This is a genomic window from Burkholderia sp. GbtcB21, from assembly GCF_019091065.1.
Lineage (GTDB): Bacteria > Pseudomonadota > Gammaproteobacteria > Burkholderiales > Burkholderiaceae > Burkholderia > Burkholderia pyrrocinia_C.
Map to the genome: position 1 here is coordinate 220,506 of NZ_JAGXKA010000014.1, position 26,739 is coordinate 247,244.

At 69.2% G+C, this 26,739-nt stretch carries 22 protein-coding genes; 8 read left to right on the forward strand and 14 right to left on the reverse strand.

Annotated elements, in window-relative coordinates:
- Positions 1-386 precede the first annotated feature (386 nt).
- The 7 genes from KVT39_RS27625 to KVT39_RS27655 are packed head-to-tail and all read right to left on the reverse strand — an operon-like array spanning position 387 to position 7,602.
- Positions 387-1,451: a 2-aminoethylphosphonate aminotransferase gene (locus tag KVT39_RS27625; RefSeq protein ID WP_217590665.1), complete on the reverse strand. Its 1,065-nt coding sequence runs from the start codon at positions 1,449-1,451 to the stop codon at positions 387-389.
- Positions 1,451-2,632, reverse strand: coding sequence for a phosphonopyruvate decarboxylase (aepY, locus tag KVT39_RS27630; protein WP_217590666.1), 1,182 nt, complete (start codon positions 2,630-2,632; stop codon positions 1,451-1,453). The genes KVT39_RS27625 and aepY overlap by 1 nt, the downstream gene beginning before the upstream one ends.
- On the reverse strand, positions 2,629-4,317 hold the full coding sequence (gene aepX / locus KVT39_RS27635; RefSeq protein WP_217590667.1) for a phosphoenolpyruvate mutase: 1,689 nt from the start codon (positions 4,315-4,317) through the stop codon (positions 2,629-2,631). The genes aepY and aepX overlap by 4 nt, the downstream gene beginning before the upstream one ends.
- Entirely contained in the window at positions 4,314-5,081 is a 768-nt protein-coding gene (locus tag KVT39_RS27640; protein WP_217590668.1) for an NTP transferase domain-containing protein, read from the reverse strand. Before KVT39_RS27640 ends, aepX begins: the two co-directional genes overlap by 4 nt.
- 36 nt (positions 5,082-5,117) lie before the next feature.
- Entirely contained in the window at positions 5,118-6,119 is a 1,002-nt protein-coding gene (locus KVT39_RS27645) for an HpnL family protein (protein ID WP_105391271.1), read from the reverse strand.
- Positions 6,116-6,925, reverse strand: a complete 810-nt coding sequence (locus tag KVT39_RS27650; RefSeq protein WP_175748548.1) for a 2OG-Fe(II) oxygenase — start codon at positions 6,923-6,925, stop codon at positions 6,116-6,118. The genes KVT39_RS27645 and KVT39_RS27650 overlap by 4 nt, the downstream gene beginning before the upstream one ends.
- Positions 6,922-7,602: a CDP-alcohol phosphatidyltransferase family protein gene (locus KVT39_RS27655; RefSeq protein ID WP_034179789.1), complete on the reverse strand. Its 681-nt coding sequence runs from the start codon at positions 7,600-7,602 to the stop codon at positions 6,922-6,924. Before KVT39_RS27655 ends, KVT39_RS27650 begins: the two co-directional genes overlap by 4 nt.
- 653 nt (positions 7,603-8,255) lie before the next feature.
- Between KVT39_RS27655 and KVT39_RS27660 the strand changes: the two genes are divergently transcribed.
- Positions 8,256-9,770: an acetyl-CoA hydrolase/transferase family protein gene (locus KVT39_RS27660; RefSeq protein WP_034179788.1), complete on the forward strand. Its 1,515-nt coding sequence runs from the start codon at positions 8,256-8,258 to the stop codon at positions 9,768-9,770.
- A gap of 348 nt (positions 9,771-10,118) precedes the next feature.
- Entirely contained in the window at positions 10,119-10,544 is a 426-nt protein-coding gene (locus KVT39_RS27665) for a helix-turn-helix domain-containing protein (RefSeq protein WP_034179787.1), read from the forward strand.
- A gap of 55 nt (positions 10,545-10,599) precedes the next feature.
- Here KVT39_RS27665 and KVT39_RS27670 read toward each other — a convergent pair whose 3' ends face one another.
- Together KVT39_RS27670 and KVT39_RS27675 are read right to left on the reverse strand one after the other, a co-directional pair.
- Positions 10,600-11,481, reverse strand: a complete 882-nt coding sequence (locus tag KVT39_RS27670) for a helix-hairpin-helix domain-containing protein (protein ID WP_105391270.1) — start codon at positions 11,479-11,481, stop codon at positions 10,600-10,602.
- A gap of 174 nt (positions 11,482-11,655) precedes the next feature.
- Positions 11,656-13,194, reverse strand: a complete 1,539-nt coding sequence (locus KVT39_RS27675; protein WP_217590669.1) for a sigma-70 family RNA polymerase sigma factor — start codon at positions 13,192-13,194, stop codon at positions 11,656-11,658.
- Positions 13,195-13,491: 297 nt separating this feature from the next.
- Between KVT39_RS27675 and KVT39_RS27680 the strand changes: the two genes are divergently transcribed.
- Both KVT39_RS27680 and KVT39_RS27685 read left to right on the forward strand, forming a co-directional pair.
- Positions 13,492-13,923 carry a hypothetical protein gene (locus KVT39_RS27680; RefSeq protein WP_131948687.1) on the forward strand — a complete coding sequence of 144 codons (432 nt, stop codon included), beginning with the start codon at positions 13,492-13,494 and terminating at the stop codon, positions 13,921-13,923.
- 32 nt (positions 13,924-13,955) lie between these two features.
- Positions 13,956-14,900 carry an SH3 domain-containing protein gene (locus tag KVT39_RS27685; protein WP_254640654.1) on the forward strand — a complete coding sequence of 315 codons (945 nt, stop codon included), beginning with the start codon at positions 13,956-13,958 and terminating at the stop codon, positions 14,898-14,900.
- A gap of 158 nt (positions 14,901-15,058) precedes the next feature.
- On the opposite strand, the gene ilvD is transcribed toward KVT39_RS27685, so the two are convergent.
- The 5 genes from ilvD to KVT39_RS27710 all read right to left on the reverse strand — a co-directional run bounded on the left by ilvD (position 15,059) and on the right by KVT39_RS27710 (position 22,659).
- Positions 15,059-16,918, reverse strand: coding sequence for a dihydroxy-acid dehydratase (gene ilvD / locus KVT39_RS27690; protein ID WP_034179782.1), 1,860 nt, complete (start codon positions 16,916-16,918; stop codon positions 15,059-15,061).
- Positions 16,919-17,198: 280 nt separating this feature from the next.
- Positions 17,199-18,221 (reverse strand): Ldh family oxidoreductase, encoded by a 1,023-nt coding sequence (locus KVT39_RS27695; RefSeq protein WP_217590670.1) that lies wholly within the window; start codon positions 18,219-18,221, stop codon positions 17,199-17,201.
- On the reverse strand, positions 18,214-19,806 hold the full coding sequence (locus KVT39_RS27700) for an aldehyde dehydrogenase (NADP(+)) (protein WP_217590671.1): 1,593 nt from the start codon (positions 19,804-19,806) through the stop codon (positions 18,214-18,216). Before KVT39_RS27700 ends, KVT39_RS27695 begins: the two co-directional genes overlap by 8 nt.
- 76 nt (positions 19,807-19,882) lie before the next feature.
- Complete coding sequence (locus KVT39_RS27705; RefSeq protein ID WP_034179779.1) at positions 19,883-21,508, reverse strand: APC family permease; 1,626 nt, start codon at positions 21,506-21,508, stop codon at positions 19,883-19,885.
- 230 nt (positions 21,509-21,738) lie between these two features.
- The gene (locus KVT39_RS27710) at positions 21,739-22,659 is read right to left on the reverse strand and encodes a dihydrodipicolinate synthase family protein (protein WP_059591384.1); all 921 of its coding nucleotides are present in this window, start codon (positions 22,657-22,659) and stop codon (positions 21,739-21,741) included.
- Positions 22,660-22,910: 251 nt separating this feature from the next.
- On the opposite strand from KVT39_RS27710, the gene KVT39_RS27715 reads away from it, so the two are divergent.
- The 4 genes from KVT39_RS27715 to KVT39_RS27730 are packed head-to-tail and all read left to right on the forward strand — an operon-like array spanning position 22,911 to position 26,462.
- Positions 22,911-23,843, forward strand: coding sequence for a 4-hydroxyproline epimerase (locus tag KVT39_RS27715; protein ID WP_217590679.1), 933 nt, complete (start codon positions 22,911-22,913; stop codon positions 23,841-23,843).
- On the forward strand, positions 23,840-24,967 hold the full coding sequence (locus KVT39_RS27720; protein ID WP_034179777.1) for an FAD-binding oxidoreductase: 1,128 nt from the start codon (positions 23,840-23,842) through the stop codon (positions 24,965-24,967). Before KVT39_RS27715 ends, KVT39_RS27720 begins: the two co-directional genes overlap by 4 nt.
- A complete protein-coding gene (locus KVT39_RS27725; protein ID WP_012338331.1) occupies positions 24,964-25,197 on the forward strand; it encodes a 2Fe-2S iron-sulfur cluster-binding protein in 234 nt (77 codons plus the stop codon). The genes KVT39_RS27720 and KVT39_RS27725 overlap by 4 nt, the downstream gene beginning before the upstream one ends.
- Positions 25,194-26,462, forward strand: coding sequence for an FAD/NAD(P)-binding oxidoreductase (locus tag KVT39_RS27730; protein WP_217590672.1), 1,269 nt, complete (start codon positions 25,194-25,196; stop codon positions 26,460-26,462). The genes KVT39_RS27725 and KVT39_RS27730 overlap by 4 nt, the downstream gene beginning before the upstream one ends.
- The last annotated feature ends 277 nt before the right edge of the window (positions 26,463-26,739 follow it).

Below are 26,739 nucleotides of genomic sequence, written 5' to 3' on the forward strand. Positions count from 1 at the left end.
GATTTGCCGTGCCTTGCCTGAGAAGATACATTTTGAAACTCGCTTTACGGCGTACGCTCTGCCATTGTGGTACGAACACCTAAATGATAAGAGGCCGTGGGCGACGATGCTAAAAACGGGCGCACGGATGTCCAGTCTGACTGGAACGGGTGAATAGATTGATCGCTCAACGTGTCTTCGGTGCCAAAATGCTTGTTCAAATCCCGATCCAAGTACCTCTGTAGATGCGCTTACGACCGCACGAGAGTCCGTATTGCGACCAGTAGCCGCCGTCGAGCTATCGCATCATCGACAGACCCTTTAGGGTCGACAAGCGACACCCAAGAAATCCGCAGAGAACAAAAAAGGCCCTCACGGGCCTTAGGTCGACGAGAAAAGTCAGCCGCTTACCGCGTCAACTCGGTAAACCCATCCAGCAACCGATCGACATCAGCCGCTTCGATCGCGCCCATCGTCGAGATCCGGAACAGTTCCTTCGACAGCCCGCCTTGCCCCGCATAAATCACGAAGCCGCGCGCCTTCAGGCCGTCGTGCAGCGTCTCGTACGTGACGCCCTGCGGCAGCCGGTACGCGCGCAGCACGACCGACGACGCGCCTTCCGGCAGCACCAGCGGCATCCCGCGCGCGGCGAGGCCGGCCTGCACCCGGTCGGCGAGCGCCTTGTAATGCGCATGGCGCGCACGCCAGCCGCCGGCCTCGTCGAATTCGCGCAGCGCCTCGACGAGCGCGTAATACGCATGCACGGAAGGCGTGAACGGCGTATTTCGCTGGTCCTGCAGTTTCGCGAGACGGCCGAGGTCGAGGTAGTACGTGCGGCTCGCCGCCTTCGCGAGCGCGCTGCGGCGCACGATCACGAACGCCGCGCCCGGCACGCCGTGCAGGCACTTGTTCGCAGTCGCGGCAACCGCGTCGATGTCGCCGCCGGCGAAGTCGATCGCTTCCGCGCCGAAGCTGCTGACGCCGTCGACGAGCAGCTTCACGCCGCGCGAACGACATACATCGGCGATCGCGCCGAGATCGTTCAGGCGGCCCGTCGTCGTTTCGTGATGGATCACCGCGACGTGCGAGTAGCCGCCCGCGTCGAGGCGCGCGGCGATCTGCGCGAGATCGGGCGCCTGCATCCATTCATGCTTCAGCACGTCGTGCGCGATCCCGTACTGTGTCGCGATCTGCGCGATCCGCTCGCCATACACGCCGTTCTCGATCACGAGCAACTTGCCGTCCCGCGGCACGAGCGCCGCGATCATGCTTTCGACGGCGGCCGTGCCGGAACCCGTCATCAACACGGCCGCCCATTCGGCCGGATCGAGTTCGTAGGCGGCGACGAGGCGCGCGCGCGCTTCGTCCTGCAGATCGAAGAATTCGCTTTCGCGGTGGCACAGGTCGGGTTGCAGCAGGCTGCGGCGCACGCGTTCGGTGAGCGTTACCGGGCCGGGGTTCAGCAGCAGCATCAAAGGGCTCCTTCAGCGTGGGCTTCGGCCTGCGCGGCGCCGATGTGCCGCATCAGACGGGTCTTGACCTCGACCGGCGTGACGGTCGGGCGGGGCAGGCCGTCGGGCACGCCGGTGCGGATCGCGAGACGAACGAACTGCACCCCGTCGCCCGGCGCAACCAGCGTCGCATCGAGCACGTCGAGCGTGTCGCCTTCGACCGCCGACGCATAGCCGCATGCGGCTGCGACGCCCGCGAACGACACATGCTGCGACACGGTCGCCTGGCCGCCCGTCGATTCGTGCGCACCGTTGTCGAGCAGCACGTGCGTGAGGTTGGCCGGGCCGTAGGTGCCGAGCGTCGCGAACACGCCCATGCGCATCAGTGCCGCGCCGTCGCCGTCGACGGCCACCACGCGCAGGTCGGGGCGTGCGAGCGCGAGGCCGAGCGCGAGCGGCGTCACGCAGCCCATCGAGCCGACCATGTACAGCTGGTTTTCGCGATCGTCGATCGCGTAGAGTTCGCGGCCGCAGAAGCCGGTCGATGCGAGCACGACGGTCGAGTCGACCGGCGTGTGCGCGATCACGCGCTGCAGCGCGTCGTGACGGGTCGGCCATGTGTCGGCCGACGCGGCATGCGACGACGCTTGCGCGGCGACATGCGCGCGCGGCTTCGCCGCCGGGTTCGCCTTCAGTTCATACGGCGCGACGCTGCCTTTCTGCATCACGAGCGCGTACGGGCGGCCCGTCGCGTCCATGTGCGCGATCGCGCGGTCGAGTGCCGGGCCGACCTGTTCGGGGTCGGTCGGGAACGTCTCCCACGGGATCTCCATCGTGTTGAGCATCGCGGGCGTGATCGGGCCCATCAGCGCGTGCTGCGGCTCGTCGGCGACGCCCGGCTGGCCGCGCCACGTGACGATCAGCAGTTGCGGCAGGCGGAACGTCCAGGTCAGCGACGTCAGCGGGCTCACCGCGTTGCCGAGCCCCGAGTTCTGCATCATCGCGATCCCGCGCTTGCCGCCGAGCGTCGCGCCCGCGATCAGCGCGACCGCGTCGCCTTCGTTCGCGGCCGACACGTAGTGCAGCGTCGGGTCCTGCAGCACGTAATTGATGAACGGCGTCAGGTACGAGCAGGGCACGCCCGCGTACCAGTCGAAACCGCGTTCGCGCGCGGCCTCGACGAACTGGGCCGCTTCGATCATTGCGCGCCCCCGTTGCCGGAGCCCGGTTCGGACAGCGGCGTCTGGCCGTGCGCGAAGTCGCCCGCGCGGCGGAAGTCTTCGAGATCGTTGACGCCGCGCCAGTGGCCGTGCACGTACTGCACCTCGATCTTCTCGCCGGCGGCGATCAGTTCGTTGAGGAGCATCGGGATGTCGAGCGTGTCGAAATCGTCGCGCGCCTGCAGCGTCGCGAGCATCACCTTCAGGCGATCGACGCCGGCGCCGCGCACGTTCAGCAGGCCGATCCAGCGGCCGTGCGGCGTGCCTGCGGCGACGTCGCTCGATACACGTTGCAGATAAGTCTTCTGGCCGAACAGGCCGCGATCGTCCGCAGCCGAGCAGAGCGCGAAGTCGCGCACGCTCTGGTTGGTCGGCTCCGTCAGCGACGAATCGACGACGACGCTGAATTCGGCCTCGCTTTCGGCGAGGTCGCGCAGGATGTAGCTGCGGAACAGCAGGTCGCCGTACGAGATCACGGTGTCGCCGGTCAGGCGTTCCGCCGCGCACGCGAGCGACGCGAGCTCGCCCGTCTGCGCATGGCGCTCGTTGACGACGAGCTTGATGCCGGACGTGTCGATCGCGTCGGCGCGATAGCCGCCGACCACGGTGATGTCGTTCACGCCTTGCTTCTTGAAGCCGTCGACGAGCCAGCGCAGCAGCGGCTTGCCGGCCACCGGCAACATGACCTTGGGCTTGTCTTCGGTGACGGCTTCGAGCCCCTTGCCACGGCTCGCGGCGAGCACGACCGCCGCATTCGACGCGCGCGACGACGACGACAGGTAGATGCGCTCGGCTGCCGAGTATTCGTCGGCGTCCTGCAGGCGGAAGATCTCGTTGACCGACGCGACGCGATCTTCGACGTTGATCAGCGTTTCGTTCTCGTGGATCTCGCGCGCGACGGCCTGCATCGCGGAAGCCGATGCGCGGATCAGGTGGTTCGCCCAGATCACGGTGCTGATGCCGGCCTGGCGGAACACGTCGGTCGGCGTGCTGTAGTACTTGGTCGGCACGATCACGAGCGGCGCCTTGCCGCTCCATTCGCGTGCGAACTGCAGGATCTCGTCCGGGCGCGACAGCTTGCTGTGGATCAGGATCGCGTCGGCGCCGGCTTCCGCATACGCGTTCGCGCGGCGCAGCGCCTCGTCCATCCCCCAGCCCGCGATCAGTGCCTCGACGCGCGCGACGATCGAGAAGTCCGGATCGGTCTGCGAATCCTTGCCGGCCTTGATCTTGCCGCAGAACTCGTCGATCTCGGCGAGCGGCTGGCGCTCGCCGTCGATGAAGCTGTTCGTTTTCGGGAACTGCTTGTCCTCGATGCAGACGCCGGCGATGCCGCGCTGTTCGAGCTTCCTCACGAGGCGGCGCACGTTGTTGAAGTTGCCGTAGCCGGTGTCGCCGTCGAGCAGGATCGGCAGGTCGCTTGCGTCGGCCATGAATTCGAGCACGTCGACGACCTGCGTCCAGCTGGCCTCGTTGTTGTCGCGCACGCCGAACTGCGCGGAGATCGCGAGGCCCGATGCCCAGATCCCCTTGAAGCCGGCTTCGCGGACGATCCGCGCGGACAGGCCGTTGTGCGCTTCCATCAGGAATTCGAGGTCGCTGCTGACGAGCATGCGGCGCAGGCGCGCGCTGCGCGATTCGGTGAAGTTGGGTTCGCGTGCGTTCATCGTGCGGCTCCTGCGGTGGTGCGTTGAATCAGGGGGAGGATTTCTTGCGTCGCGCGTGCGACATCGTTCGGGAAGTCGATCTCGATCCACGGCGAGCCGGTGACGTCGGCGACGTCGAACGAATGGCCGCCTTCGAGCAGCAGGTCGCGCACGGCTTCTTCGTGCGGCATGTTCGCGCGGCCGCTGTCGACGTAACCCGCGACGATCGTCGCGAGGCGGCGCGCGGTGCCTTCGGTGAAGCGGAAGAAGCCGACCGATTCGCCGATCGTGTCGTAGTCGAGGTCGACCGCGAGCTGCTTGCGCAGCTCGACCGGTACGCCGTTCTTCACGCACAGCTTGACGGGTTCGTCGCCGGCCTCGAAGTCGCGGTCGATCAGCAGGCGATCGACCGCCTTGCCGGGATCGGCCACCAGCGCGTGCAGGATGTTCTCGTCATACAGCACGTCGGCGTCCATCAGCAGCACGTCGCCGCCGCGCGTCATCGCATCGGCGACGGTATGCACGGTCAGCACGCTGCCGAGGTCGTAGCGCTCGTTCAGCACGATCTCGGCCTGACGGCCGAGGCGCTTCAATTCCTGCTCGACCTTCCCGGCCTGGAAGCCGAGCCCGAGCACGATCTCGTCGACGCCCACGGCGTCGAGCACACGCAGATGGCGCTCGAGCAGCGAAACGTCGTCGAAGCGCAGCAGGCACTTCGGGAACTGCGCCTCGGGCGGTTGTTGCAGGCGCAAGCCGAGGCCTGCCGCAAGAATGATGGCTCGCATGGGTTCTCCAACCAAAAAGCCGGCGGATCTGAACGATCAGTCGGCGAGCGGCTGCGGCGCACGGCGCCGCTGCCAGTTTCTTTCACTGAAATGCAGATAGAGCAGGCCGGGCAGGCCGAGCGCGAGTTCGCGCGCGCGCTTCGCGAGCGACAGCGCGAGCGCCGCGTCGGGCGGCAGTCCGACCAGCGGCGCGAGCAGCAGGTAACCGCCTTCCTGCGCGCCGAGCGAGCCCGGGATCGCGAAGGCCGCGCCGCGGATCGCCTGGCCGACGCTTTCGAGCAGCAGCGCGTCGAGCCAGCTCACCGGGTGCCCGAGGAAGTGCAGTGCGAGCCACACTTCCGCGGTGCCGACGATCCAGCCGACGAGGCTCAATGCGAAGGTCTTCGCGACCCTCGCACGATCGCGGTACAGCGCACCGACCGCGTCGTCGATCGCGTCGGCGCGGGTCGCGAGCGACGACCAGTCGCGCGGGCCCAGCAGCTTCGACGCGAGGCGCAGGCCGCGGCCGAACAGCCCGCGCCGCTGCGCCACGTAGAACAGCGCGGCGAGCGCGCCGAGCACGCCGGTGGCGATCAGCGCGGGCGTGCGCAGGTGCGCGACCGATTCGTGCGTCGCATACAGGCTGAACGCGGCGATGCCGATCAGCGCGAACGCCATCTGCGCGAGCGCCTGCATCGTCGTGCCGACGGTGACGGCGGCCGCCGCGTCGGCCATCCGCGTGCCGCGCTGCGCGAGGTGGCGCACCATCAGCACGGGGCCGCCGATCTGCCCGGCGGGCAGCAGGCTGTTGACCGATTCGCCGACCCAGCGCGCGCGCAGCGCGTTGCCGAGCTCGGCGCCCGGCTGGCCGCGGCGGAACATCACGGAGATCGCGATCGCATCGATCACGAGCGGCACGACGTGGAACGCCGCGACGAGCGCGAGGCCCCAGCCGGCCGCGAGGAACGTCGACGCGACCGCGCCGACGCCCTGCCATGCAAGGAGTGCGACGAAGAGTGCGGTCCCGAGGGACAGCAGGATCAGGCCGGCGCGTGTCATGACCCGGCCGTGCGCCGCGTGGCCAGTTGCTTGAACACCTGGCGGAAACCGAAATACGCGATCGCGTCCTTCATGTTCGAGATGAAGCGTTTCCACGGCCGCATGCCGGGGTTCGTCACGTATTCGAAAGTCAGCGACACGCGCATCTCGTTCTGGCCGAGCGGCGTGATGCGGTGGCGCAGCTTGTCGCCGTCGAACAGCACGATGCCGCCGTCGGCGATCTGCACGGAGCCCGGTTCGTCGGGCATGTCCGGGTTGCGCGTGTGCAGCTCGTAGTCGAGGCGGCACGACGATTCGTCGATCACGCCGATCAGCAGCGTGTAGCGGCGGCCGTCGTAGTACGACGTGTCGTAGTGCCAGCCGATGTGGTCGCCGGGCTTCGTGTAGTAATACAGCGCGTACGCATGCGGATCGTCGTCCGGCGACAGCATCAGCTTGTCGCCCGTGAGCTTCTCGAGGAAGCCGATCAGCGCCTTCGAACGATATAGCTCGGCGATGTACGGCGCCTGCTCGTCGATCGTATGGCGGCTCACGCTGCCGCCCTGCTTGTGGCCGGGCAGGTAATTGCGGTTCAGGCCGGCCTGCATCGCGCGGGCGGCGGCCGCGAGCTTCGCGTGCGCGTCGGCCGGCAGGAAGGCGTCGAGGTACAGGAACGACCCCTGGCGCGTGTAGTCGCCGCGCAGGCGGTCGAGGTCGAGACGGCCGACGCAGTCGGCCACGGTGCGATCAGGGTCGGACGCGGCCGCGCGCGCAGGCGCGGGGCGTGCCGGGCTCAGCACGGAGTCGTCGCGCGTGCTCGGAGTCATTTGGAAGCCTGGATTTCGGTTGAATTCTGCGGGAGGTTGCCGCGCCGGACGATGCGCCACCAGTCGATCACGACCCATGCGGCGAACAGCGGGGCGCCGATCGACGCCGCGAGCAGGAACGGCTCGACGCCGTCGACGAGCGTCACGATCGGCAGCAGGTACAGTACGTCTTCGGTTTCGAAGCCGCCGGCGAATGCCTGTTTGGTGCCGGCCTTGCCGGCGATCGATTCGATCCGCATGCGCAGGAAGAAGATCAGCGCGACGGCCGCGCCGGCCACCGCGCCGAGCAGCACCGGCGACGCGGCCATCTGGCCGCCCTGGGCGACGATGCCGAGGCCCATGCTGACGAACAGCGCGATCGTCACGAGCGCATCGGCCGCGAGGTCGTAAAAGTGACCGATCTTGCTGGACTTGCCGCTGATGCGCGCGAGCTCGCCGTCGGTGTGGTCGACGAAGTTCGACAGCACGATCAGGAACGCGCCTGCGTTGCTCCAGCCGAAGCCGCCGTGCGCGAGGCACCAGGCGCCGGCGAGGCCAATCATCAGACGAAGGGTGGTGAGGTGATTCGGGGTGACCGGCGTATCGACAAGCGGTCGGACGAGCGAGCGCGCGAGCCGCGCATCCCAGGTGCGTGGCAGGGGGGGCTCGGATCGTGTGGCGGTTTTTCTTTGGTCCATCGGCGAAATATATACGGAATTGTAATTTGTTGCTTTTTATTCGATCAATGTCCTGACATACGGGAGTGTTACCGCGTCTTGCGGGGCGCGGCCAGTCGAAAACCAAGCGTGGGAAAGGGCGCGCAAACGCGGCAGCCGGGCCCGTATTCCAGTGTGGTTCGCATCGCGCGGCTGTCAAGGGCGGACGGGCCTCGAAGGCCGGTGCGGCGGTGCTTTTCGCGCATGCCGGCGGACGGCGCGCGGCGCGTGCGATCTTGACATGCGTCAGGTTCTGAGAAGGGGCATCGGGCGACAATTGGCCGCGCTGCACGCGTATCGGCAACTGCCGATCGATGCGCAGCAAATTGCAATGGAAATCCGCCGATAGATTCGCGAAGGTTGGCGATCGGCGACCGGTCATTCGTCCCGATGCTTTCGTGCACCTTTCGCGTGCATCCGGTTCATTGGGGGCGCCTGTCACAGAACGGTCGTTCGATACCCGGCAAATCCGGCAAGGATCTTTTGCATCCGGCGGACATTTCGCGGCGGTCGCCTCTGCGATACTCCGACCGTGCCTGTGGTGCCGGCCGCATCTTGCGGCCCCAAGGGCTTCATGTCGCTCAGGAGACACCCCCCGCGACGTCAACGACAGACCAAAGCGTCAGAAACCAGCCATGTCTTCATCACGCATCCTCGCTCCCGCCCTGCGTTCGCTCGTCCGCACCGCCGACGAAGCCGCCGCGCTGATCCGTCCCGGCATGACCGTCGCCATGAGCGGCTTCACCGGGTCGGGCTATCCGAAGGCCGTGCCGGCCGCGCTTGCCGCCCACATCGACGCGGCGCACGCGCGCGGCGAGGACTTCCGGATCAACGTGCTGACGGGCGCATCCACCGCGCCGGAACTCGACGGCGCGCTCGCCCGCACCAACGGCATCTCGATGCGCCTGCCGTACCAGTCCGACCCGACGCTGCGCGACAAGATCAACAGCGGCGAAGTCGACTACCAGGACGTCCACCTGAGCCACGTCGCGCAATACGCATGGTTCGGGCTGTACGGCGATCTCGACGTCGCGATCGTCGAAGTCGCGGGCATCCGCGAGGACGGGCTGCTGATTCCGTCCGCATCGATCGGCAACAACAAGACGTGGCTCGAACGCGCGAAGCACGTGATCCTCGAGGTCAACTCGCGCCAGCCGCTCGGCCTCGACGGGATGCACGACGTCTACTACGGTACCGCGCTGCCGCCGCATCGCAAGCCGATTCCGCTGACGAAGAGCGACGACCGGATCGGCGAGCCGTACCTGCGCTGCCCGGCCGACAAGATCGTCGCGATCGTCGAGACCGACGCGCCCGATCGCAGCAACGCGTTCTCCGCGCCGGACGAGACGTCGAAGCAGATCGCGCTGCAACTGATCGACTTCCTGCGCCACGAAGTGAAGCGCGGCCGCCTGCCGGAGAACCTGCTGCCGCTGCAGTCGGGCGTCGGCAACATCACGAATGCGGTGCTCGCGGAACTCAGCTCGGCCGGCTTCTCGAACCTGACCGCGTACACCGAAGTGATTCAGGACGCCATGCTCGACCTGCTCGACGACGGCACGCTGAGCTTCGCGTCGGCTACCGCGCTGTCGCTGAGCCCGGCCGCCGTGCAGCGCTTCGCAGACGAGATCGCGACGTTCCGCGAGAAGATCGTGCTGCGCCCGCAGGAGATCAGCAACCATCCGGAACTCGTGCGCCGCCTCGGCTGCATCGCGATGAACGGGATGATCGAGGCCGACATCTACGGCAACGTGAACTCGACGCACGTGATGGGCACGAAGATCCAGAACGGCATCGGCGGCTCGGGCGACTTCGCGCGCAACGGCTATCTGTCGTGCTTCATGTCGGCGAGTACCGCGAAGGGCGGCGCGATCTCGCGGATCGTGCCGATGGCGAGCCACGTCGACCATACCGAGCACGACGTCGCGGTGGTCGTCACCGAGCAGGGCCTCGCGGACCTGCGCGGGCTGTCGCCGAAGCAGCGCGCGCGCAAGATCATCGCGACCTGCGCTCACCCCGATTACCGGCCGATGCTCGAGGACTACTTCGAGCGTGCGTCGCGCGAAAGCTTCGGCAAGCACACGCCGCACCTGCTCGCCGAGGCGCTGTCGTGGCACGAGCGCTACGTGCGCACGGGAACGATGAAGGCCTGACGCGGCGCGAAGCGGGCGCGTCGGATGGATGCATGGCACAGGCGCGGCGCGTCGCAGGTTTCTGCGACGGCCGGCCGAGCCGGCCCCACCCGGCATGGCTCCCGCAAAGCCGCGTGCTCAACGGGCCAGCGCCGCGAGCGTGAACGCCGCCAGATAGAGCCACCGCGCCGATCGGCAGCAGGTCGAGCAGGACGTCCGGCGGGCTCATCGCGCATCTCCGCGGCGAACGGGGAAAGCTGCGCGACGCAGCGGAATACGAGTCGGGTTCAGCGGTTTCATGTCGGTCCACGCTTGTCTTTACGGAGTCGGGCGACTATCTTGCAACTTCAAGTTCACTTGAGGTCAAGAATGAGCCGTCTGGACATTGCGGACGTCGCGCGGCGCACGGGGTTGCCCGCGTCGACGCTGCGCTACTACGAGGAAAAGGGGCTGATCGTCCCGACCGGCCGGCACGGGCTGCGGCGGCAATACGACGAGTCGGTGCTGGAGCGCCTGGCGCTGATCGCGCTCGGCCGCGAGGCCGGTTTTTCGCTCGACGACATCCTCGCGATGGTCGGCGCGGACGGCCGGCCCGCGATCGATCGCGCGAAGCTCGACGGCAAGGCCGACGAACTCGATCGCACGATCCGCCGTCTCGGCGCCGTGCGCGATGCGCTGCGGCATGCGGCCGTGTGCCCGGCGCAGAACCATCTCGAATGCCCGTCGTTCCAGAAGCTGCTGCGCATCGCCGCGCATCGTCATCCGGCGCGCCGCACGAAGGCGGACGGCGCGTAAGCGGTTGGCTGGCGCAATGCGGCATTCGCCGTCAGCGAAGCGGCCGACGCATGACTCATCCCGCGTAATACACGCGGCACTCCATCTCGCGCCCGCGCACGATGCGCTTGCCGACGAGCGAGCCGAACGTTTCGGTGAAGACGGTGCGCTGGTGTTCGCGCTGCACGGCATCGTAGAAGTAGAGCGAAACCCAGTCCATCGTGTGGCCGGATTCCGGCGTGCGCGCGGCGGCATGCTGGCACAGCGCCGTGAAATGCCAGCCGCCTTTCGTCATGTGCATCACGGGCGGCGGCACATAGTCGTCCGCGTTCAGGCGCCGGTGCACGAGCATCGGCAACACGCCGGCGGCGGCCTTGTGGCGGTACTGGCGATCGATGTAGAGCAGCAGCTCGACGGGCGGCTCAGTGCCGGGGCCGGCGTCTTGCATGTGACCCTGCCAGCGCCGGCGGCGGCTCAGCACGTCGTCGAGCGCGGTGCGGATGCCGACCGCGCGCCGTGGGCCGACGCCCGCGATCGTTTCGAGCTGGCCGTTGCGGGCCGCGCGTTCGAGCTCCTCGAGCGTGTCGATGTGCAGCGCGTCGTGAATGCGCAGCGCGAGCGCGTGGCCGATGCCCGGCACGGCCTCGAATGCGGATATCCGCTCGGTATCGCCGCGCAGCCGGTCGAGCTGGCGCCAGCGTCCCGTCACCAGCAGTTCGGCGATCGCCTGCGCGACGCCGGTGCCGATGTCGGGCAGCGCGCCCAGCGCGTCGACGCCACCGGCTTCGAACAAGGTGCGGATGTCGCGGTCGAGCGCATCGATCGTAGCGGCCGACGCGCGGTACGCAGCGACCCGGTACGGGTTCGCGCCCTGATCGGCGAGCCACTGCGCGGCCTCGCGCAGGCATGCCGCGATGTGCCGGTTTTCCTCGTACGTTTGGCTGGCGGTCGACTGCATGGCGAGGGACCCGGGGAAGCGCAAACGGAATGGACGCGGCGAGCGATGCGCCGGTCGGCTCTTGACCATTGTCGCGACGCGCGACGAACAAAACTTGACGCACGTCAATGGCAAACGTAGCACAGGCGCGAAGCGCACGGTCGTGCCGCATGTGGGCACGACCGTGCGTCGCGCTTACGCGTCGAGAAACGACTGCGCGTTCTCGGCCTCGGCGGCCGTGCGCAGCGCGGCGAGCGCACGTTTCTCGATCTGCCGCACGCGTTCGCGCGACATGCCGGCGTCCTGCGCGATCGCGTCGTACGTATCGGGCTCGGCGCCGCCGAGGCCGAACCGCCGGCGCAGCACGTCGGCCTCGGCCGGCGTGACCGACCGCAGCAGCGACGTCACGCATTCGCGCATGCGCGTGTCGGCCAGTTGCTCGAACGGGCTGGCCGACGCCTGATCCTCGATCAGGTCCACGAGGCCGGTGTCCGCGTCGGGCAGCGGCGTGTCGAGCGAGACGGGCTCGGCGGGCAGCGCGAGCACCGCGCGCACCTTGTCCTCGTCGAGCCCGGTTTCGGCCGCGAGTTCGGCAGGCGTCGCCTGGCGGCCGGTGTGCTGGCGAAAGCGCAGCGCATGCCGCCGTACACGCTGGTACTGGTCGCCGACGTGCACCGGCACGCGGATCGTGCGCGAGCGATCCGCGACCGCGCGCGCGACCGCCTGGCGGATCCACCAGGTCGCATAGGTCGAGAACTTGAACCCGCGCCGGTATTCGAATTTCTCGATCGCGCGCATCAGGCCGAGGCAGCCGTCCTGCACGAGATCGGACAGGTCGATGCCGCGGTTCATGTACTTGCGCGCGATCGACAGCACGAGCCGCAGGTTCGCCTCGAGCATCGCGCGGGTCGCGTCGTGCACTTTCTGCTGGCCGTCGGTCAGCGCTGCCGCGAGGGCACGTCGGGCGACCGCGTCGAAGCGGGCGGCTTCGCCCGCTGCGGCGTCGTGCGGGGCTGCCGCGAGCGCGCGCACTACGCGGCTTGCGTCGTCGACGGCCGGCGCGACCCACGCGATCGTGCCGAGCAGCGCGGCCACGCGGTTGCGCGCGTCGCGGTATTCGGCCGAACGGCAGCCATGCGCAAGCAAGGCGCCGCGCAGCGCCGACACGGCTGCCTGCAGCGCGTCGTAGCTGGCGGGCATGGGCGTGTCGCCGTCGTCGTCGTCGGGCGATCCGGTTGCGCCGGCGGCACCCGCCGTTGCACGGTGACGCGCAAGCAGCGCGTCGACCGCCGCCGGACAGCCGGCGAGCGCGTGCAGCACCTGGTGGCGGCCCGTCTCGATTTCGCGGGCGAGCACGATTTCGCCTTCGCGCGTGAGCAGCGGTACTGCCTGCATGCGCCGCATGTAGAGCGCGAGCGGATCGGTCGATGCGCTCGTGCCGCGTGCGAGATCGCCGAGCACGGCCCGGCCTTCGTCGAGCGTGTCGCGATCGACATCGACAGGTGCCGTACCGGCGAACGGCGCAGGCGCGGCCGGCTCGTCGAGCACGGCGATGCCGATGTCGGCGAGCGCGGCGCGCACGACGTCGAGCGCGTCGGGGCTGTCGCTTTCGGGCGGCAGCGCGTCGACGAGGTCGGCGTGGGTCAGATAACCCTGTTCGCCGGCGAGCGCCAGCAACTGGATGATCGGATCGAGCGGCGTGTCCGCCCGGGGAGTGGGGCGTGGCGTAGTCATGTCGATGGCGGCGTGGGCCGCGCTCCTGTCGGGGGCGGACCGAAGTCCGCCGGTTTCGGGCCGCCGTGTGTCCGCGAACGCTCGTCCGCGCCGGTCAGCCTGACATCGTTCAAGTTGAGGGCATCTGCGCCAACTTCAATGCGGGCGCGGCAGACAGGCAGCATGGGGTATGCCCGCACGACCGTCCGGTGCAGGAAACAAAAAGTAACCGATCATACCCGCGGAAATCTGCAGGGGACGTAAGCTAGAGTCAGGCGCGCGCCCGGCGGCGGCGCGCGGATTCTGCCGGAGCACGAGATGAACCCGATTTCCGCCGCGAGGCCCGCCGTCATCGCGCTGGCCGCGCTGACGCTCGGCGGCTGCTACTACACGAGCCCGTACGGGTATGCGCCTTATTACGCGCCGGCGCCCGCCACGGTAACACAGCGCGAGATCCCGGTTGCACCGGCCGCGCCCGGCGCGGCCCTTTCGCCGGCCCCTGATACGCCGGCCGACGTCGTTGCGCCGGTGCCGGTGTATGTCGCGCCGGCCTATGTGCCGCCGCCGTATCCGTACTACTACCCCGCGTACCCCGCGTACTACCCCGGCTGGTACGGGCCGCCCGTCACGATCGGTTTCTGGGGCCGTTGGGGCGGCGGGTACTGGGGCGGGCGCGGCGGGTACTGGCATCGTCCGTGGGGCGGCGGGCATTGGGGCGGCGGCCACTGGGGCGGCGGCCATCGGCACTGAGGGCGCGCGGCGGGGCCGCGCGGGAGAGCATCATGAGCAACACGATTGTCCGAAGTCTGTGCGTCGTCCTGCTTGGCCTCGCGGCCGCGCCGGGCGTCGCCGATGCGCAGAGCAGCGCCTACACGAACTCGCCGGCCGAGCTGTACGCCGGGCCGGCGCCCGATTATCCGGTGGTCGCGCAGATCCCGCCCGACACGGCGCTGGACGTATTCGGCTGCCTGAGCGACTACTCGTGGTGCGACGTCGCGCTGCCGGGCGTGCGCGGCTGGATCGATGCGCAGTTGCTCGAGTATCCGTACCAGGGCAACTACGTGCCGTTGCTCGAATACGGCGCGATCATCGGGGTCCCGGTGACCGGATTCGCGATCGGCGCGTACTGGGATCGTTATTACCGGCACCGCCCGTGGTACCACGACCGCGATCGTTGGGCGCATCGCGCGGAACCGCGGCTCGGCCCCGGCGGGTTCCCGCCGGGACAGGGCCGTCCGCGGCCGGGCGGGCCGATACAGGCCGTGCCGGGCGGCCCGCCGCCGGGGCCGCATGATGCACGGCCGTCGGCCACGCGCGGCGGCTGGAACGGAGCGAACCGCACGCCGGCGCCGGCGGCACCTGCACCTGCACCGATGCAGGCCGCGCCGGGCGGCCCGCAGCCCGCGCCGCATGATGCGCAGCCGTCGGCCACGCGCGGCGGCTGGAACGGAGCGAACCGCATGCCGGCGCCGGCGGCACCTGCGCCTGCGCCGATGCAGGCCGCGCCGGGCAATGCCCGGCCGGCGGGCCCGCCGCCGGCCGTATTGCGCCCGCCCCCCGCACCGGGCGGTGAAGCCCGTCCGATGCCGCCCGTGCATCAGGGAGGTGGCGGCGGTGGCGGTGGCGGTGGCGGTGGCGGTGGTTACGCGCGGCCGCAAGGCGGCGGAAACGGCGGCGGTAACCGCGGTGGCGGCGGAGGCGGCGGTACCGACGAATACCGTCATTGACCGTACCAGCCCCGCGATTTCTCCGCGCGCAGGACGAAAAAAAGCCGCTCCGGAGAGCGGCTTCGGGATCAGGCGAGCGGGCGGCCGGGCGGTTGCGTGGCGCCGCAGCCCGAGCGGACTGTCCGTCGCCGGTTGCCCGTCGTCGGTCGACCGCCCCGTCAGTCGTCGAGCAGCGACACGTCGCGCACCGCGCCCTTGTCGGCCGACATGACCAGCTTCGCGTACGCCTTCAGTGCCGCGGACACCTTGCGCGGACGCGGCTGCGCCGGCTTCCAGCCCTTCGCGTTCTGCTCTTCGCGGCGGCGCGCCAGTTCCTCGTCCGATACCAACACGTCGATCGTGCGGTTCGGGATGTCGATGCGGATCCGGTCGCCGTCGCGCACGAGGCCGATCGCGCCGCCCGCTGCCGCTTCCGGCGAGCAGTGACCGATCGACAGGCCCGACGTGCCGCCCGAGAAGCGGCCGTCCGTCAGCAGCGCGCATGCCTTGCCGAGCCCCTTCGACTTGATGTAGCTGGTCGGGTAGAGCATTTCCTGCATGCCGGGGCCGCCCTTCGGGCCTTCGTAGCGCACGATCACCACGTCGCCCGCCTTGACCTTGTCGTTCAGGATGTTCTCGACCGCTTCGTCCTGCGATTCGGTCACGTGAGCCGAGCCTTCGAACACGAGGATGCTTTCGTCGACGCCGGCCGTCTTCACCACGCAGCCGTCGAGCGCGATGTTGCCCGTCAGCACGGCGAGGCCGCCTTCCTTCGAGAACGCATGCTCGTACGAGCGGATGCAGCCTTCGGCGCGGTCGAGGTCGAGGCTCGGCCAGCGCGTGTCCTGGCTGAATGCGACCTGCGTCGGGATGCCGGCCGGGCCGGCCAGGTAGAACGTACGGACCGCTTCGTCCTGCGTGCGCACGATGTCCCATTGGTCCAGCGCATCCTTCAGCGTCGGTGCGTGGATGGTCGGCACGTCGGTGTGCAGCTTGCCGGCGCGCTCGAGCTCGCCGAGGATCGCCATGATGCCGCCTGCGCGGTGCACGTCCTCGATGTGGTACTTGTTCGTGTTCGGCGCGACCTTGCACAGCTGCGGCACGGTGCGCGACAGGCGGTCGATGTCCTTCATCGTGAAGTCGATGCCGGCTTCCTGCGCGATCGCCAGCAGGTGCAGGATCGTGTTGGTCGAGCCGCCCATCGCGATGTCGAGCGTCATCGCGTTCTCGAACGCCTTGAAGCCGACCGAGCGCGGCAGCACGCGTTCATCGTCCTGCTCGTAGTGCTGGCGCGTCAGTTCGACGATGCGGCGGCCGGCGCGCTTGAACAGTTGCTCGCGATCGGCGTGCGTCGCGACCACCGTGCCGTTGCCGGGCAGCGACAGGCCGAGCGCTTCGGTCAGGCAGTTCATCGAGTTCGCGGTGAACATGCCCGAGCACGAGCCGCAGGTCGGGCAGGCCGAGCGTTCGACTTCGGCGACGTCGGCGTCCGAATACGACTGGTCGGCCGCGATCACCATCGCGTCGACGAGGTCGAGCTTCTTCAGTTCGACGGTCTTGGTGACCGGGTTAGCGAGGCGCGTCTTGCCGGCTTCCATCGGGCCGCCCGACACGAAGATCACCGGAATGTTCAGGCGCATCGCGGCCATCAGCATCCCCGGCGTGATCTTGTCGCAGTTCGAGATGCACACCATCGCGTCCGCGCAGTGCGCGTTCACCATGTATTCGACCGAGTCGGCGATGATGTCGCGGCTCGGCAGCGAATACAGCATGCCGTCGTGGCCCATCGCGATGCCGTCGTCGACCGCGATCGTGTTGAATTCCTTCGCGACGCCGCCGGCAGCCTCGATCTCGCGCGCGACGAGCTGGCCGAGATCCTTCAGGTGCACGTGCCCGGGCACGAACTGGGTGAACGAGTTGACGACCGCGATGATCGGCTTCGAGAAATCGTCGTCTTTCATGCCGGTGGCGCGCCACAGCGAGCGCGCACCTGCCATGTTGCGGCCGGCGGTGGAGGTTTTGGAACGGTAAGTGGGCATCGTGGTTGCTGAAGAAATATCGCGGAAAAGGGTGGAGGCACGGGAATAAAGGCCTCTCTCGCGCCCGTGCGAACAACCTCTTGAGCTGCGCCCTGGGCAAACCGGGCGATTATCCCACAGCCGCCGGGGGCGTGGCGCCCGCGGGGCCGGCAAGCGGCGCGGGCGGCCGGCGCGGCGCGAAACGCGCGAGCGGCTGCGGCACGCCCGCGCGGCCGGTTCGGGAGGCGGCCCGATCGCGCTTTTATCGACGATCCAGCCGTGCCACTCCCGCGCTCCGGCGTCAGTCGAGCAGCGTCAGGATCTCGTCGTAAAGCGCCTGCGGAATCCGCACGCCGTTCGCGATGCTGCGCGCGCGGGCGTCGAACCGCCGTTGCGACGGCAGCCGCGCGCCCTGCGCGACGATCGACCCGAACATCCGCTCGCCGCGCGCGAGCCCCGCGTCGAGATCGTCGCCGAGGAACACCTTCGGATCGAACGCGATCACGAGCTCGCCGTGGCATGGCGTCGCGCCGACGCCTTCGTCGAAATCCATCGATTCCCGGCTCGTCATGTCGCCGATCAGCGCGCCGCCGAGCAATTCGACCATCGCCGCGAGCGCCGAGCCCTTGTGGCCGCCGAACGTGCGCATCGCGCCCTGCAGCGCGGCCTTCGGATCGGTGGTCGGCTGGCCGTCGGCGTCGATCGCCCAGTGCGGCGGAATCGCCTTGCCTTGCTTCGCGTGCAGCTCGATGTCGCCGCGCGCGATCGCGCTCGTCGCGAAATCGAACACGAACGGCTCGCCATCCGGGCGCGGCCATGCGAACGCGATCGGGTTCGTGCCGAACACCGGTTCGCGGCCGCCTTCCGGCGCGACCCAGCTGTGGCTCGGGTTCATCGCGATGCCGACCAGCCCCTCGGCCGCGATCGCCTCGACCTCGGGCCACAGCGCGGAGAAGTGGTAGCAGTGGTTGATCGCCATCGCGGCGATCCCGTGCTGTTTCGCCATCTCGGCGAGCACGGGCAGCCCGGTTTCGAAGCTCAGCAGCGAGAAGCCGCGATGCGCGTCGACCGCGACGATCGACGACGACAGCCGGCGCAGCGTCGGCACCGCTTGCGGATCGACCTTGCCCTTCTTCAGCGAACGCACGCAGACGAGCAGCCGGTACACGCCGTGCGAATGGCATTCGTCGCGCTGGCCCTGCGTGATCACGTTGGCGATCGCCCGCGCATGCGCATCGGACATCCCGTTGTGCGTCAGCACGCGCAGCGCGAGCGCATGGACTTCGTCGAGTGACAGGACGACTTCGGCGGTTTGCTCAGACATGGTTCACCTCGCGCGGCGCGGGCACGCCGTCGATGCGCTGCGGCACGTTCAGCGGATTGCTATCGCGGATCGCGTCCGGCAGCAGCGCGTCCGGCAGGTCCTGGTACGACACCGGGCGCAGGAAGCGCTCGATCGCGCGTGCGCCGACCGACGTCGTGCGCGTGTCGGACGTCGCCGGGAACGGGCCGCCGTGCACCATTGCATGGCCGACCTCGACGCCGGTGCCGAAGCCGTTGACGAGAATGCGGCCGGCCTTGCGCTCGAGCGTCGGGCGCAGCGCGGCGAACAGCGGCGCGTCGCCGTCGGCGAGATGCGCGGCGATCGTCAACTGGCCTTCGAGCGACTTCAGCACGCGATGCAGCGTGTCGGCATCCGGGCAGCGCACGATCAGCGAAGCGGGGCCGAACACTTCTTCGCGCAGTTCGGGGCGCGCGATGAACGCGTCGGCCGACGTCGCGAACAGCGCCGCGCGGGCCTGGTAGCGACTGCCTTCGACGCCTTCCGCCAGCAATTCGACCGCGTCGTGCCCGCGCAGCGCCGCGACGCCTTGCGCATAGCTTGCGTGGATGTGCGGCGTCAGCATCGTCTGCGCGGCCGCCGCGCGCACGGCATCGGCCGCCGCGGCTTCGAACGCGCGCAGCGCGGGGCCGTCGACGGCAAGCACGAGACCGGGGTTCGTGCAGAACTGGCCCGCGCCGAGCGTGAGCGACGCGACGAACTGCGGCGCGATCGCATCGTGACGCGCGTCGAGCGCGGCGGGAAACAGCAGCACCGGATTGATCGAGCTCATTTCCGCATAGACGGGAATCGGTTCGGGGCGCGCGGCCGCGATATGCATCAGCGCGACGCCGCCGCGGCGTGAGCCGGTGAAGCCGACGGCCTTGATGCGTGGATCGGCGACGAGCGCCTGGCCGATCTCGCGCGACGCGTCGAACAGCAGCGAGAACACGCCGGCCGGCATCCCGCATTCGCGCGCCGCCTGCTGGATCGCGCGGCCGACGAGTTCCGACGTGCCCGGATGCGCGGAATGCGCCTTGACGATCACCGGGCAGCCGGCCGCGAGCGCCGAGGCCGTATCGCCGCCGGCGACCGAGAACGCGAGCGGGAAGTTCGACGCGCCGAACACGGCGACGGGCCCGACCGCGACGTTGCGCAGGCGCAGGTCGACGCGCGGCAGCGGCTTGCGCTCGGGGCGCGCCGGATCGATCCGCGCGTCGAGAAAACCGCCGTCGCGCACGAGCGACGCGAACAGCGCGAGCTGGCCGACCGTGCGGCCGCGTTCGCCTTCGACGCGTGCGCGCGGCAGGCCCGTTTCTGCGACGCAGCGTTCGATCAGGTCGTCGCCGAGCGCCATGATGTGCCGGCCGATCGCGTCGAGAAACGCGGCGCGCGCGTCGAGCGTCGTTTCGCGATACGTGTCGAACGCGTCGTCGGCGAGCGCGCAGGCCGTCTCCAGGTCGTGCAGGCTCGCGCCGCCGAAAGCGGGTTCGAGTGGCTCGCCGGTCGCGGCGGCGATCGCGTGGAGGGTGCCGTTCTGTCCGGCGACGGCGGACTGGCCGATCAGGAGCTGACCTGTGAGTTGCATGGTTTTCCTCGAAAAAAACAGGAGCCGGGCATGGCGTGCCCGGCCGGAGTGATGGTGCGAAGAGGGAGCGGGTGCGTCAGTCCTCGTCGTCGTCGAGCTGCAGCTTGTCGGAACGGACGCCGGTATTCGCGCCCCAGTAGTAGATGACGAGTGCGACCGCCGCGACGACGACCGTGTCGTACGGATGCGCGAGCCGGCCCGTGCCGCCGAAGCCGCCGAGATACGACAGCACGATCATCGCGGCATAAAACGCGATCAGCCACGCGGACGAGCGCACCTGTTCGGCGAGGCTCAGGTGTGCGGTCGGCACCCAGCGGCGGCACGCGAGATAGATGACGAACATCACGATCTGCAGGCCGAGCAGCCAGGACACCGTGCTCCAGCCCGACCAGTAGACGATCAGCGCGGCGATCACGAACGACGCGGGGCCGGTGATGCCGAACGCGCTTGCGCGGAACGGCCGCGGCAGGTCGGGCGCGGTGCGGCGCAGCGCGGCGACCGATACCGGCGCGACCGCGTAGCTCAGCACCAGCGCGGCCGACACGATGTTGATCAGCGCTTCCCACGACGGGAACGGCATCGTCCAGAAGATCGCGAGGCCGAACGTGAGCCACAGGCCCGCGCGCGGGATGCCCGACGCTTCGTCTACGCGCGTGAAGACCTTGAAGAACGTGCCCGTCTTCGCCCAGCCGTAGACCACGCGTGGCGTCGCGTTCATGTAGATGTTGCCGCAGCCGCTCGGCGAGATCATCGCATCGGCGACGACCATCACCGCGAGCCAGCCGACGCCGAGCGCGAGTGCGATGTCGCGGTACGGCAGCGTGAACGCCTTGCTGATGTCGTGCCAGCCGCCGGCGAGCATCGCGGTCGGGATGCTGCCGATGAACGCGAGCTGCAGCAGCACGTAGATCAGCGTCGACAGCAGGATCGACAGGATCAGCGCGATCGGGATCGTGCGCTGCGGATTGCGCACCTCGCTCGCGACCGACACGATCGGCGTGAGCCCGAGGTACGCGAAGATGATGCCGCCGGCGGACACGGCCATCTCGATGCCCGGCATGCCGAACGGCGCGAAGCCGTGCACGGTCAGGTTCGCGGGCTTGAAGAACGTGAACAGCACGCCGATCACCGCGAGCGGCACGATGAACTTGAAGATGCTGATGATGTTGTTCGCCTTCGCGAACGTCTTCACGCTCGAATAGTTCAGGTAAAAGAAGAAGCAGAGCAGTGCGGCCTGCACGAGCCAGCCGAGCGTCGTCGGGTCGCTCGATCCTTCGACGGTGAGGCCCGGAAACCACGCGGCCGCGTACTGGCGCGCGGCGACGACTTCGATCGCGATCAGGCTGGAGAACGCGATCAGCGTGATGAAGCCCATCAGGTAGCCGAGCAGCGGGCCGTGCGAGAACACCGGGTAGCGGACCACGCCGCCCGCGCGCGGCAGCGCGGCGCCGAGTTCGCAGTAGACGATGCCGAGCAGCAGCACCGCGAAGCCGCCGAGCAGCCACGAGAAGATGCCGGCCGGGCCCGCGATCGTCGACACGTGACTCGCGGCGAACAGCCAGCCCGAACCGAAAATGGCGCCGAGACCGATGAACGTGAGATCGGTCAGCGACAACTGTTTCTTGAACTTGCCGTGACCCGCGTCGGGGTGCACGGCACGGGAAAGCGGGACGGACGGGTGAGCGTTGCCTTGGCCTGGCATGGGCTTGTCTCCTGGGGGGATATCGGTGCAGGCGTCTGGTGCGCCGCGCTCCGACGGAGCAGCGGCGTACGCCTGCCGGCCGGCGTCGCCCGGTTCGAACGACCGGGGCGGGCCGCGGGCCGTTCACGTGCGGCGCAGGCGGGCGCCGGGGCGAACGGGCCCGCAGGCCATGCCGGACCGGAGACGGCGGCGCGAGGGGGAAAGCCTTGCGCCGCCGCAGAGGGAGTCGGTCAGAGACCGACGTCGGGCAGCGCCGGGCGCGTTTCGAGCGCCTTCGCGACGATTGCCTTCACTTCCGCGAGCGTGTCGCCCTGCAGCGCGAGGCGCGGCGGACGCGTGACCGCGCTGCCGCGGCCGACCAGCTCTTCGCACAGCTTGATGCACTGCACGAGGTCGGGGCGCGCGTCGAGGTGCAGCAGCGGCATGAACCAGCGGTACAGCGCGAGGGCTTCGTCGAAGCGTTTCTGCTTCGCGAGGCGGAACAGCGTCTCGCCTTCCTTCGGGAACGCGTTCGACATGCCCGACACCCAGCCTTCGGCGCCGACCGCGATGCTCTCGACCACGACGTCGTCGAGGCCCGCGAACAGCACGAAGCGATCGCCGACAGCGTTGCGCAGGTCGATGAAGCGGCGCGTGTCGCCCGACGAATCCTTGAAGCAGACGATGTTCTCGCAGTCCTGCAGCGCGATCAGCACGTCGGGCGTCACGTCGTTCTTGTAGATCGGCGGGTTGTTGTAGACCATCACCGGCAGGTCGGTGCTCGTCGCGACCGCGCGGAAGTGCGCGGCGGTTTCATGCGGCTTCGCCGAGTAGACCAGCGCGGGCATCACCATCACGCCGTCGACGCCGACACGCTGCGCTTCGCGCACCGTGTTGCGCGCGAATTCGGTCGTGAATTCGGCGATGCCGGCGATCACCGGAATCTTGCCGCCGGCCGCGTCGCGCGCGGCTTCGATCACCTGCAGCTTCTCGCTCGTCGACAGCGACGTGTTCTCGCCGACCGTGCCGCAGACCACGAGGCCCGACACGCCGTCGTTCACCAGGTTCTTCACCACGCGGTGCGTGGCGTCGATGTCGAGGGAAAAGTCCGGCTTGAACTGGGTGCTGACGGCCGGGAAAACCCCGGTCCACTGAATGGCTTTGCGGCTCACTGAAATCTCCTACGTTCGTATCGGTCGGCCGACAGGTGTGTCGGTGTGGCAACCAGTATCGCCGCGCAAATGCCCATCACGCTTGAGTCGTATCGCGGAGCAAAATGACGAAATCGGCACAGCGGCCGCCCGGTGCGCGAAGGGCGCCTCGCACTATGCCGATTTCGTCGTCGTCCTTATCGAAAAGCCACAAGCGGATGGACGCGCGACGGAGGAAGCTATGCTCCTTTCCCCACTTCGGACGGCTCATGATGAAGCGCATCCAGATCATCGATTCGCACACGGGCGGCGAACCCACTCGGCTCGTCGTGTCCGGTTTTCCGTCGCTCGGCAGCGGCACGATGGCCGAGCGACGCGACGTGCTCGCGCGCGAGCACGATCGTTATCGCACCGCGTGCATCCTCGAGCCGCGCGGCAGCGACGTGCTGGTCGGCGCGCTGCTGTGCGAACCGGTATCGCCCGACGCGGCGGCCGGCGTGATCTTCTTCAACAATAGCGGCTATCTCGGCATGTGCGGGCACGGCACGATCGGCGTCGTGCGCACGCTGCATCACATGGGGCGCATCCGGCCCGGCGTGCATCTGATCGAAACGCCCGTCGGCACCGTCGAGGCGACGCTGCACGACGACCTGTCGGTCAGCGTGCGCAACGTGCCCGCGTATCGCCACGCGAAGGGCGTCGCGGTCGACGTGCCCGGTTACGGCCCCGTGAAGGGCGACATCGCATGGGGCGGCAACTGGTTCTTCCTGATCAGCGACCACGGGCAGCGCGTCGCCGGCGACAACGTCGCGGTGCTTACCGCGTATGCGTCGGCCGTGCGCGCAGGGCTCGAACGCGCGGGCATCACCGGCGCGAACGGCGGCGAGATCGACCATATCGAGCTGTTCGCCGACGATTCCGAGCACGACAGCCGCAGCTTCGTGCTGTGCCCCGGCCTCGCATACGACCGTTCGCCGTGCGGCACCGGTACGAGCGCGAAGCTCGCGTGCCTCGCGGCCGACGGCAAGCTCGCGCCGGGCGCCGTGTGGCGGCAGGCGAGCGTGATCGGCAGCGTGTTCCAGGCCAGCTACGAGCAGGCCGACGGCGGCATCGTGCCGACGATTCGCGGCAGCGCGCACCTGAGCGCGGAAGCGACGCTGCTGATCGAGGAAGACGATCCGTTCGGCTGGGGCATCGCGCCGTGAGCGACGCAAGTACCGACGTCGTCGTGATCGGCGCCGGCATCGTCGGCGCGGCGTGCGCGCACGAACTCGCGCAGCGCGGGCTGCGCGTGCTCGTCGTCGACGACGCGAGCGGCGGTGCGACCGGCGCGGGGATGGGCCACCTCGTCGCGATGGACGACAACGCGGCCGAACTCGCGCTGAGCCATTACTCGATCGAACTGTGGCGCGCGTTGAGCGGCGAGATGCCGGAAGGCTGCGCGTACCGCAACTGCGGCACGTTGTGGCTCGCGGCCGACGCGCACGAAATGGATCTCGCGCGCGCGAAGCAGGCGACGCTTGCCGCGCACGGCGTGGCCGGCGAGCTGATCGACGCGGCGACGCTCGCGCAACTGGAGCCGATGCTGCGCGCGGGGCTCGGCGGCGCGCTGAAGATTCCGGGCGACGCGATCCTCTATGCGCCCGTCACCGCGAACTGGCTGCTGCAGCGCGCCCCGCGCATCACGTTGCGCCGCGACCGGGCCGTTGCGGTCGACGGCCCGCGCGTGACGCTCGCGGGCGGCGACACATTACGCGCGGAACGCGTGGTCGTCGCGAACGGTGTCGCGGCACGCACGCTGCTGCCCGAGCTGCCGCTGCGCCCGAAAAAGGGCCACCTGCTGATCACCGACCGCTATCCGGGCCACGTGTCGCACCAGCTCGTCGAGCTTGGTTATGCGGCGAGCGCGCATGCGAGCGACGGCACGTCGGTCGCGTTCAACGTGCAGCCGCGGCCGACCGGCCAGTTGCTGATCGGCTCGTCGCGCCAGTTCGACACCGAAGACGCGCGCGTCGAGCCGCCCGTGCTCGCGCGGATGCTGCGCCGCGCGGTCGGCTACCTGCCGGATCTGGCCGACCTGAACGGGATCCGCTCATGGACCGGGTTCCGTTCCGCGAGCCCCGACGGCCTGCCGCTGCTCGGCGAGCACCCGGCGCGGCCGGGCGTGTGGCTCGCGGTCGGGCACGAAGGGCTCGGCGTGACGACCGCGCCGGGCAGCGCGCGGCTCGTCGCCGCACAGATGGCCGGCGAACGGCCGCCCATCGATATCGAACCGTATTTGCCGGGACGCTTCCTGACCGCGTCCCCCGTAGCCGGAGCGCTGACATGATCATTCATCTGGACGGCCGCGCGCTGACGGTGGCCGACGGCGCGACCGTCGCGGCCGCCGTCGCGGCGAGCGGCGACGACACGACGCGCGTGTCGTGCACGGGTGCGGCGCGTGCGCCGTTTTGCGGAATGGGCATCTGCCAGGAGTGCCGGATGACGATCGACGGCCGCCGCCGGCTGGCCTGCCAGACGTTGTGCCGCGACGGGATGCAGGTGGAGCGCACACGATGAAACAGGAACGACTGAGTGTCGACGTCGCGATCGTCGGGGCGGGCCCGGCCGGGCTGTCGGCCGCGCAGGCCGCCGCGCAAAGCGGTGCAACGGTTGCGATCGTCGACGACAACCCGCGGGCGGGCGGACAGATCTGGCGGCAACGCGCAGCGGCCACGCCGGTGCAGGCCGCGGCCGAACGCCTCGCCGTACTGCGGCAGCCGAACGTCACGCACCTTGCAGGGACGCGCATCGTCGCCGAAACGCAGCCGGGCACGCTGCTGCTCGAGGACGACGAGCGCGGGCTGCTGCTCGAGTTCCGGACGCTGATTCTGTGCTGCGGCGCACGCGAGCTGCTGCTGCCGTTCCCGGGCTGGACGCTGCCGGGCGTCACGGGCGCGGGCGGCTTGCAGGCGCTGATCAAGTACGGCCTCGACGTGCGCGGGCAGCGCACGGTGATCGCGGGCAGCGGGCCGCTGCTGCTGGCGAGCGCGGCGACGGCACGTCAGGCCGGCGCGCGCGTGTCGCATGTGCTCGAACAGGCCGCATGGGGCGACGTGGCCGGCTTCGGGGCAGGGCTGTGGCGCTGGCCATCGAAGCTTGCGCAGGCCGCGAAGCTCGTCACGGCCGCCTATCGGCCGGACGCGCACGTCGTCGAGGCGTTCGGCGACAAGCGGCTCGAACGCGTGCGGATTCGCCACGGCGATCGCGAGTTCGACGTCGACTGCGACCGGCTGGCGTGCGGCTTCGGCCTCGTGCCGAACACCGTGCTGCCGAGCCATCTCGGCTGCCGGATCGAGAACGGCGCGGTGGCGGTCGACGCGCATCAGCGGACGAGCCGCGACGGGTGCTTCGCGGCCGGCGAGTGTACGGGCGTCGGCGGCAGCGAGCTGGCGATGGTCGAAGGCGAAATCGCCGGTTATGCGGCGACCGGGCAGACGGCGCCATTGGCCGCGCTCGTCGCGCGGCGCGCGCACTGGCAGGCTTTCGCAGATGCCGTACGCGAGCGTTTCGCGATCCGCGAGCCGATCCGCCGGCTTGCGCGGCCCGATACGCTGCTGTGCCGCTGCGAGGATGTGCGTTTCGATGCGGTCGCGCAGGAGCCGGGCTGGACGGCTGCGAAGCTGCAGTCGCGTTGCGGGATGGGCGCGTGCCAGGGCCGCGTTTGCGGTGCGGCCGCGCAGGCGCTGTTCGGCTGGACGCCGCCGGTGCCGCGTACGCCGCTCGTGCCCGCGCGGGTCGGCACGCTGATGCTCGACGGCACGGCGTCCTGCGACGGCGCGTGACGCGTCGCGGCGAAGCGGCCCGGTTTGCGCCGGGCCGCGCCATTTACTTCATCTTCGCTTTCTCCCATCTACGTGCCTGAGGCGCCGCGCCTGCGCGCAGGCATTCGATCGTCGCGGCCACGGCCACGGCCGCGCGATTCGCGCTGTCGGGGTTCAGGGTACCGGTACACCGACACCGCGCCTTGGCTCTCGCGTTTTTCGGCAGGATGCTGGCGCTAGGCATGGTTCGCGCCGATGCGACGCGTGCGTCGGTCTCGAGTGCGATCGCCGGCGACCA

What these genes read in the sequence shown, in the direction of transcription:
- KVT39_RS27705 (WP_034179779.1), bottom strand. Translation starts at nt 21,508, where the DNA reads ATGCCAGGCCAAGGCAACGCTCACCCGTCCGTCCCGCTTTCCCGTGCC.
- KVT39_RS27685 (WP_254640654.1), top strand. Translation starts at nt 13,956, where the DNA reads ATGAGCAACACGATTGTCCGAAGTCTGTGCGTCGTCCTGCTTGGCCTC.
- aepY (WP_217590666.1), bottom strand. Translation starts at nt 2,632, where the DNA reads ATGATCGAAGCGGCCCAGTTCGTCGAGGCCGCGCGCGAACGCGGTTTC.
- KVT39_RS27625 (WP_217590665.1), bottom strand. Translation starts at nt 1,451, where the DNA reads ATGCTGCTGCTGAACCCCGGCCCGGTAACGCTCACCGAACGCGTGCGC.
- KVT39_RS27645 (WP_105391271.1), bottom strand. Translation starts at nt 6,119, where the DNA reads ATGACACGCGCCGGCCTGATCCTGCTGTCCCTCGGGACCGCACTCTTC.
- KVT39_RS27700 (WP_217590671.1), bottom strand. Translation starts at nt 19,806, where the DNA reads ATGCAACTCACAGGTCAGCTCCTGATCGGCCAGTCCGCCGTCGCCGGA.
- KVT39_RS27695 (WP_217590670.1), bottom strand. Translation starts at nt 18,221, where the DNA reads ATGTCTGAGCAAACCGCCGAAGTCGTCCTGTCACTCGACGAAGTCCAT.
- KVT39_RS27640 (WP_217590668.1), bottom strand. Translation starts at nt 5,081, where the DNA reads ATGCGAGCCATCATTCTTGCGGCAGGCCTCGGCTTGCGCCTGCAACAA.
- KVT39_RS27730 (WP_217590672.1), top strand. Translation starts at nt 25,194, where the DNA reads ATGAAACAGGAACGACTGAGTGTCGACGTCGCGATCGTCGGGGCGGGC.
- KVT39_RS27660 (WP_034179788.1), top strand. Translation starts at nt 8,256, where the DNA reads ATGTCTTCATCACGCATCCTCGCTCCCGCCCTGCGTTCGCTCGTCCGC.
- KVT39_RS27675 (WP_217590669.1), bottom strand. Translation starts at nt 13,194, where the DNA reads ATGACTACGCCACGCCCCACTCCCCGGGCGGACACGCCGCTCGATCCG.
- KVT39_RS27680 (WP_131948687.1), top strand. Translation starts at nt 13,492, where the DNA reads ATGAACCCGATTTCCGCCGCGAGGCCCGCCGTCATCGCGCTGGCCGCG.
- KVT39_RS27725 (WP_012338331.1), top strand. Translation starts at nt 24,964, where the DNA reads ATGATCATTCATCTGGACGGCCGCGCGCTGACGGTGGCCGACGGCGCG.
- KVT39_RS27650 (WP_175748548.1), bottom strand. Translation starts at nt 6,925, where the DNA reads ATGACTCCGAGCACGCGCGACGACTCCGTGCTGAGCCCGGCACGCCCC.
- ilvD (WP_034179782.1), bottom strand. Translation starts at nt 16,918, where the DNA reads ATGCCCACTTACCGTTCCAAAACCTCCACCGCCGGCCGCAACATGGCA.
- KVT39_RS27670 (WP_105391270.1), bottom strand. Translation starts at nt 11,481, where the DNA reads ATGCAGTCGACCGCCAGCCAAACGTACGAGGAAAACCGGCACATCGCG.
- KVT39_RS27715 (WP_217590679.1), top strand. Translation starts at nt 22,911, where the DNA reads ATGAAGCGCATCCAGATCATCGATTCGCACACGGGCGGCGAACCCACT.
- KVT39_RS27655 (WP_034179789.1), bottom strand. Translation starts at nt 7,602, where the DNA reads ATGGACCAAAGAAAAACCGCCACACGATCCGAGCCCCCCCTGCCACGC.
- aepX (WP_217590667.1), bottom strand. Translation starts at nt 4,317, where the DNA reads ATGAACGCACGCGAACCCAACTTCACCGAATCGCGCAGCGCGCGCCTG.
- KVT39_RS27665 (WP_034179787.1), top strand. Translation starts at nt 10,119, where the DNA reads ATGAGCCGTCTGGACATTGCGGACGTCGCGCGGCGCACGGGGTTGCCC.